The organism is Longimicrobium sp. (assembly GCF_036280135.1).
In the GTDB taxonomy this organism is placed as follows: Bacteria; Gemmatimonadota; Gemmatimonadetes; order Longimicrobiales; family Longimicrobiaceae; genus Longimicrobium.
Genome location: NZ_DASURI010000331.1, coordinates 1 through 7,029, shown reverse-complemented (window position 1 = coordinate 7,029; position 7,029 = coordinate 1). Strand labels below are relative to the sequence as shown.

Below are 7,029 nucleotides of genomic sequence, written 5' to 3'. Positions count from 1 at the left end.
GGCAAGGACCGAGTCCGGCGGCAACGTCCCTGCCCCGCTGAGGAGATCCTTCAGTCGCGCCCGTAGTCTCGTGAACGGGCGAGTTCCGTGGGGGCCCTCCCTCAGGAAATCAACTCCGGTGCGCTGTGTTCACGCGGATTCAGCATGAACGCGGAACCGCTCCGGCCCAGGGGACCGGAGCGGTTCGACGCCTGTTCGGCAGAAGGCGCGACGTCAGACGTTCGCCAGGGCCTGCTCCAGGTCGGCGATGAGGTCCTCGACGTCCTCCACGCCGCAGGACAGGCGCACCAGGCCGTCCGTGAGGCCCATGGCGTAGCGGCGGTCGCGGGGGATGGACGCGTGCGTCATCATGGCCGGGTGCCCGATCAGGCTCTCCACGCCGCCCAGCGACTCCGCCAGCGAGAACAGGCGCGTGCTGTTGGCGAACCGCCCCGCCTTTTCCAGCGAGCCCAGCTCGATGGAGATCATCCCCGTGAATCCGCGCATCTGCGTCTTTGCCAGCTCGTGCTGGGGGTGCGACGCCAGGCCGGGGTAGTACACCTTCTCCACCTTGGGCTGCGCCTCCAGCCACTCGGCGATGCGCTGGCCGTTGGCGTTGTGGGCGGCCATGCGCAGGTGCAGCGTCTTGGTGCCGCGCAGGGCCAGCCAGCAGTCCCACGGGCCGGGGATGCCGCCGGCGGCGTTCTGCAGAAAGCGCAGGCGGTCGTGCAGCTCGCTGTCGCGCACGATGATCATCCCGCCCACCATGTCGCTGTGGCCGTTGACGTACTTGGTCACCGAGTGGATGACGATGTCGGCGCCCAGCTCCAGCGGGCGCTGGTTGTACGGCGAGGCGAACGTGTTGTCCACGCTCAGCAGGGCGCCCGCCTCCCTGGCCACCTGCGCCGCGGCGGCGATGTCCGTCAGCCGCATCATGGGGTTGGTGGGCGTCTCGATGTGGATGAGGCGCGTGTTGGGCTTGACGGCCGCGCGGATGGCGTCCGCCCCGCTGTCCACGAAGCTGAACTCGATGCCCATCCGCTCGATGACCTGCTTGAAGAGCCGGTAGGTGCCGCCGTACACGCCCTCGCCGCAGATCACGTGGTCGCCCGCGCTCAGCAGCTTGATCATGGTGTCGGTGGCGGCCAGCCCCGAGGCGAACGCGATGCCGTGCGAACCGTTCTCCAGCGCGGCCACGTTGCGCTCGTACGCCTCGCGCGTGGGATTGTGCGTGCGGGCGTACTCGTAGCCCAGGTGGCGGCCCAGCTCGGGCTGCACGTAGGTGCTGGTCTGGAACACCGGCGGCATGATGGCGCCCGTCACGGGCTCCGGAGACTGGCCGGCGTGCACGGCCAGCGTGCCCAGGCCCAGCCCGGCGGTATCGTTGGGGTTCTTCATCAGCGTATGGTCAGGTCCGATGGGTCGGTCGTGCGCGCGGCCCGGCGGGCGGCGGGCGGCAAGATAGCCATGCGCGCGCGGCGCGAGCAACGTCGCCCGGGCCGGAACGATGGTTCAGCTCCGGCAAAGTTTTCCCGTCCTGCTCCCGTATCAGTGGCGACGAACTGCGGCGGATCTGCGGAATCCCGCGCCGTTGCTGGGGATGTGCCGCGCGCCGGGTGCGGCACGGGACTGGCGGCGCCGGGGATGGCCAATCGACCAATTTCCCGCGATTCGCCTTGCGGATCGGTGGGGGCGCAGCTTATCCTAGGGCTGCAGCGGGCCGCCCGTGACGTACGCGGGGCGCCCTTTTCCCTCAGCGATCGCCCGGTGAATTCCACGCCCGCACGCTACCGCTCTCGGGGTCTCGTGAGAACAACCGCACCCGTCGTTGCCGCCGCCGCCCTGCTGGCGGCCGCGCCGCTCGCCGCCCAGGACGCGCCCTCGCAGGAGCGCGTCCACGTCGTGCGGCCCGGCGAGACGCTGTGGGACATTGCCCGCAACTACCTCAACGACCCGTTCCTGTGGCCGGAGATCTTTCGGCTCAACGCGGACGTGGTGGAGGACCCGGCCCGCATCTACCCGTCGGAGCGGCTGGTGCTGCCCGGCCAGGCCGGCCCCGTGTCCGAGGGCGAGTTCGCCCAGGTGCAGGGCCCGGCCGACGAAGGCCCCCGCGTCCGCTTTGCCGAGCGCGCGGTGCAGCCGGCCGTGCTGCAGGGCGACTTCTACCGCGCGTCGTTCGTCGCGGCGGAGGGCGAGGTGCCGCTGGTGGGCCGGTTCATGGAGCAGGAGTTCCAGTCCGTCGTGGACAACCGCATGCCCATGCAGGTGAACCTGTACGACCGGCTGTACGTGCGGGTGGACCCGTCGGCCGTGCGGGTGGGCGACCGGCTGCACTTTCTTCGCGAGGAGCGCCGCATCGACCGCCGCCGCCGCATGTACCAGCCCACGGGCGTGGGCACGGTGGCGGCGCTGGACGGCGAGACGGCCACCGTGGTGGTCGTGGGGATGTACGACCGCGTGGCGGTGGGCGACGTGGTGATCCCCGTGGAGGCGTTCCCCATCCGCGGCACGACGCGCGCGCGGCCCGTGAGCGCCGACCTGCAGGGCAAGATCCTGGCGTTCCAGGAGGCGCGGCCCCTGCAGCGCACGGAGAGCATCCTGTTCCTGGACATCGGCCGCAACGCGGGCGTGGCCGTGGGCGACGAGTTCGAGGCGTACGAGCCGCCCACGGGCCGCCGCTGGGGCACGCGCCCCGAGCTTACCGTGGCGCGCATGCAGGTGGTGCGGGTGACGGAGGGCACCGCGTCCGTCCGGGTGATGGAGCTGGAGCAGCCCCGGATTGCCGTGGGCCAGGCGGTGCGCCGCGTGGCGCGGATGCCGTGACGGTGCGCGCCGCGGCGGGCAGTCCCCGTGGTGCCGGCGGCGCCCTTCCCCCGGGAAGGGCGTTGCTGCTTCCGGTGTTCCCGCGTCCGGACGGACGGGGCCGCCCGTGAGCGCCACGCTGCACTGGGTGGCCCTGGCGGGCTACGCGCTGGCCGCCGCGCTGCTGGGCGTGTCGCTGGCCCGCAGCGCGCGCCGGCTGCCCGCGGCGGCCACGGCGTGCCTGGCCGCGGCCGTGGCCGCGCACGCCGGCGCCCTGGCCACCTTCCGGGCGGACTTCGGCGAGTGGCCGCTGGTGGGGCTGGGCCCGTCGCTCTCCGTGCTGGCCCTGCTCGTCGCCGTTGGCTCGCTGCTGCTGGCCACGCTGGGGCGCACGGGGCCGCTGGGGCTGGTCCTGGTCCCCGTGGCGGCGGCCCTGGCCGCCGTGGCGGAGGTGGCGGGATTCCGGCCCACGCCCCTGGCGCAGGAGCTGGTCTTCCGCGGGCCCTGGTTCGTGCTCCACGTGGTCCTGGCCATGGCGGGGTACGCGGGGCTCACGGTGGCGTTCGCGGCGGGGCTCATGTACCTGCTGCAGTTTCGCCAGCTCAAGGGCAAGCGCTTTGGGGCCGTGTTCCGCTTCTTTCCCCCCCTGGACACGCTGGACCGCATCGGGCGGCGGGCGCTGCTCGTGGGGCTGCCGTGCCTGACCGTGGCGCTGCTGCTGGGCTGGGCGTGGTCGGAGCGGTTCGGGCCGTCCATGCGGCCGGGAAACCCCAAAGTCGTGTGGGGGGTAATCACCTGGTTCGTGTTCGTGGCGGCCCTGGCCGCCCGCGCGGGCCGCGGCGCCCCGGACGCGCGCCGCGCGGCGCTGGTCTCCGTCGTGGGCTTTGCCGTCGTCGTGGCGGCGTACGTGCTGCTGCGCGCCGGCGAGGCGCGGGGAGCCGGGTTCCTGTGAGCGCCGCGTACCCCGTGATGATGGACGTGCGCCGCCTGCGCGTGCTGGTGGTCGGCGGCGGGGCCGTGGCCACGCGCAAGGTGGCCGGGCTGGTGGAAGCCGGCGGCCGGCCGGAGGTCGTGGCGCCCGAGGTGACCGATGACCTGCGGCGGATGATCGCGGACGCGGGGCTCGTGTGGCAGCCGCGGCCGTACCGCACGGGCGACGCGTCGTCCTTTCGCCTGGTGTTCGCGGCCACGGACCGGCCGGACGTGAACCAGTGGATCGCGGACGACGGCCGCGCGGGCGGCGCCCTGGTGTCGCGCGCGGACGAGGGCGGCGAGTCGGACTTTCACGTGCCCTCGCACCTGCGCCGCGACGACGTGGTGTTCGCCCTGAGCACGGGCGGCGCGTCGCCGCTGCTGGCGCGGCGCGTCCGCGAGCGGCTGGAGGCCACGCTGGCCACGCCCGGGCTGGGACGCGCGGCGCGCCGGCTGGCGGACGTGCGCGACGAGGTGCAGGCGCGCTGGGCCGGCGACGAGGGCCGGCGGCGCGCCTTCTGGTTCGACCTGATCACCCCCGAATTCCTGGACCTGGCGGTCGCGGGACGGGACGAGGACGTGGAGCAGGCCATCCGCCGATGCCTCTCGCAGTCGTAGGAGCAAGCCACCGCACGGCGCCCATCGAGCTCCGGGAGCGGTTCGCCTTTGGGCGGACCGAGATCCCGGGCGCGCTGGTGGAGCTGTCGGCGGACGGGTCGGAGGCGGTGATCCTGTCCACCTGCAACCGCACCGAGGTGTACCTCGCCCTCCCCGACGGGTCGGACGGGGTGGAGCACGCGCGCGCCCTGCTTTCCGCCCGCATCGGGGCCGAGGGCAACGAGGCCGCGCGCTACTTCTACGTGCACCGCGACCGGCAGGCGGCGGAGCACCTGTTCCGCGTGTCGTCCGGCCTGGACAGCATGATCCTGGGCGAGCCGCAGATCCAGGGGCAGGTCAAGGAGGCGTACGCCACGGCCCGCGAGGTGGCGTCGGACGACGGGCCCGTGGTGGGCCAGGCCCTCCACCGCCTGTTCCAGACGGCGTTCAGCATCGGCGGGCGGGTGCGCAGCGACACGGGGCTGGGCATCGGCGCCGCGTCCGTCTCGTCCGTGGCCGTGGACCTGACGAAGAAGATCTTTGGCTCGCTCAAGGGCCGCCGCGCGCTGGTGCTGGGCGCGGGGGAGATGAGCGAGGTGACGATGGAGTGCCTGCGCGCCGAGGGCGTGCGCACGGCCATCGTGGCCAACCGCACGTACGAGCGCGCCCGCGAGCTGGCGGAGCGGCTGGGCGGCGAGGCCATCCACTGGGAGGAGTTCGGACGGGCGCTGCCGGAGGTGGACATCGTCATCTGCTCCACGGCCGCCCCCCATCCCGTGCTGACGGTGGACCGCCTGCGGAGCGCCCTGCCTAGCGGCCCGCGCCGGCCCCTGTGCATCATCGACATCGCCATCCCGCGCGACGTCGAGGCGGCCGTGGGCGACGTGGAGAACGTGTTCCTGTACAACGTCGACGACCTGCAGGGGATCGTGGACGCCAACCTGGGCCGCCGCCGCGCGCAGCTGCCCGCGGCCGAGTCCATCGTCCTGGGCGGCGTGGACGACTTCTGGGCGTGGTACAGCAGCCTGGCCGTGGTGCCCACCATCCGCGCCCTGCGCGACCGCGGCGAGGCGCTGCGGCAGGCGGAGGTGGAGCGGGCGCTGCGCAGCCTGTCGCACCTTTCGCCCGAGGACCAGCTGGCCATCGACGCCCTCACCCGGGCGCTGGTGAACAAGGTCCTGCACGCGCCCACGGCCCGCCTGCGCCAGGCGGCCGGCAACGGGCGCGGCACGGGCGTGCTGGACACCGTGCGCTACCTCTTCGAGCTGGACGCGGGGCCGCACGAGCCCGGCGCCGACTGACTCACTCTCCCCGACGTTCCCGGACGTGATGCTGCAGCACAGCGGAAACGAGTTCGCCTCTGCCTGGCGGATGGTGGCCGAGGGCACGGCCAGCACCAAGATCATCATGGCGGTGCTGGCCATCATGTCCATCGGCTCGTGGTCCATCATCGTGTGGAAGCTGGTGCAGTTCCGGCGGATGCACCGCGAGGCCGACGTGTTCCTGGACCGCGTGCAGGCGGCGGAGCGGCTGGACGAGGCGTACGCCTGGGTGCGCGGCCTGCACGACAGCCCGTTCACCCGCCTGTTCAAGCGGGGGATGGGCTTCTTTGGCGAGCTGCGGCCGGGCGCCGCGCGGGCCGGCTCCGACGTGCGCGGCCTGTCGCCGGCGCAGCTGGAGGTGCTGCGCATCGTGCTGGAGAAGGAGGAGGGCGAGGAGCGTGACGACCTGGCCCGCGGGCTGAGCTGGCTGGCCATCATCGCCACGGCGGGGCCCCTGCTCGGTCTTCTGGGCACCGTGCTGGGCGTGATGAACTCGTTCCTTGGCGTGGCGGCCGCCGGGTCCAGCAGCATCACCGTGGTGGCGCCGGGCATCGCCGAGGCGCTGGTGGCCACGGCGGGCGGGCTGGTGGTGGCCATCCCGGCCGCCATGGCGTACAACTACCTGCTGGGCAAGCTCAACCGCTTCACGGGCGAGCTGGAGGGCATCAGCAGCGAGCTCATCGGCGCGCTGGCCCGCGAAGGGCGCATCTGATGCCGCGCCGCCGCAACCGCGCCGAGCTGGGCTACAGCGCCGAGATCAACGTCACCTCGCTGGTGGACGTGGTGCTCACGCTGCTGGTGATCTTCATGATCACCGCGCCCATGATGCAGGGCGGGGTGGAGGTCAAGGTGCCGCGCGCCCGCACGGAGTCCGTGCCGTCCGCCGACGGGCTCGTCGTTTCGATCGACCGGGGCGGGCAGATCTACGTGGGGACGGCGCGGGTGGAGTGGGCGCAGTTCAGCGCCATGTTCCCGCAGCTGGTGAAGGAAAAGGGCGCCAGCAACGTCTACCTGCGGGCGGACGAGGGGGTGCCGTACGGAAACGTGGTCCGCGTGCTGGGCGCCATGAAGGCCGCGGACGTGGCCAGCGTGGGGCTGATCGCCGAGGACGACCAATCCGGGAGCTGAGCCCATGAGCCGGCGCGAAGGACAGTGGAAGCCCGGACCCGTGGTGGTGTCGCTGCTGATGCACGGCGCCGTCGTGGGCGCGCTCGCCTTCGTAAAGCCCACGGAGCCGGAGAAGCGGCCCACGGAAAAGGTCTACGCCGTCGACATCGTCTCGCCGCCGCCCAACGTGCTGGGCCCGCCGATGACGGAGGCGCGCGCCAACCAGGAGCCCGGCCCCGCCGCGCAGCCG

At 72.9% G+C, this 7,029-nt stretch carries 7 protein-coding genes and 1 pseudogene; 7 read left to right on the top strand and 1 reads right to left on the bottom strand.

Going from position 1 to position 7,029, the window contains the following annotated elements:
• Positions 1 to 213 precede the first annotated feature (213 nt).
• The gene (locus VFZ20_RS10515) at positions 214 to 1,377 is read right to left on the bottom strand and encodes a cystathionine gamma-synthase (RefSeq protein WP_329683825.1); all 1,164 of its coding nucleotides are present in this window, start codon (positions 1,375 to 1,377) and stop codon (positions 214 to 216) included.
• Between the two features lie 408 nt (positions 1,378 to 1,785).
• On the opposite strand from VFZ20_RS10515, the gene VFZ20_RS10510 reads away from it, so the two are divergent.
• The 7 genes and pseudogenes from VFZ20_RS10510 to VFZ20_RS10480 all read left to right on the top strand — a co-directional run.
• Positions 1,786 to 2,802: a LysM domain-containing protein gene (locus VFZ20_RS10510; protein WP_329683824.1), complete on the top strand. Its 1,017-nt coding sequence runs from the start codon at positions 1,786 to 1,788 to the stop codon at positions 2,800 to 2,802.
• A gap of 106 nt (positions 2,803 to 2,908) precedes the next feature.
• A complete protein-coding gene (ccsA, locus tag VFZ20_RS10505; protein WP_329683823.1) occupies positions 2,909 to 3,733 on the top strand; it encodes a cytochrome c biogenesis protein CcsA in 825 nt (274 codons plus the stop codon).
• Positions 3,730 to 4,371 (top strand): bifunctional precorrin-2 dehydrogenase/sirohydrochlorin ferrochelatase, encoded by a 642-nt coding sequence (locus VFZ20_RS10500; RefSeq protein ID WP_329683822.1) that lies wholly within the window; start codon positions 3,730 to 3,732, stop codon positions 4,369 to 4,371. The genes ccsA and VFZ20_RS10500 overlap by 4 nt, the downstream gene beginning before the upstream one ends.
• Positions 4,353 to 5,651: a glutamyl-tRNA reductase gene (gene hemA / locus VFZ20_RS10495; protein WP_329683821.1), complete on the top strand. Its 1,299-nt coding sequence runs from the start codon at positions 4,353 to 4,355 to the stop codon at positions 5,649 to 5,651. The genes VFZ20_RS10500 and hemA overlap by 19 nt, the downstream gene beginning before the upstream one ends.
• Positions 5,652 to 5,679: 28 nt before the next feature.
• On the top strand, positions 5,680 to 6,384 hold the full coding sequence (locus VFZ20_RS10490) for a MotA/TolQ/ExbB proton channel family protein (RefSeq protein WP_329683820.1): 705 nt from the start codon (positions 5,680 to 5,682) through the stop codon (positions 6,382 to 6,384).
• On the top strand, positions 6,384 to 6,800 hold the full coding sequence (locus tag VFZ20_RS10485) for a biopolymer transporter ExbD (protein ID WP_329683819.1): 417 nt from the start codon (positions 6,384 to 6,386) through the stop codon (positions 6,798 to 6,800). Before VFZ20_RS10490 ends, VFZ20_RS10485 begins: the two co-directional genes overlap by 1 nt.
• A gap of 4 nt (positions 6,801 to 6,804) precedes the next feature.
• Positions 6,805 to 7,029, top strand: a pseudogene (locus tag VFZ20_RS10480) (hypothetical protein); the annotation flags it as partial.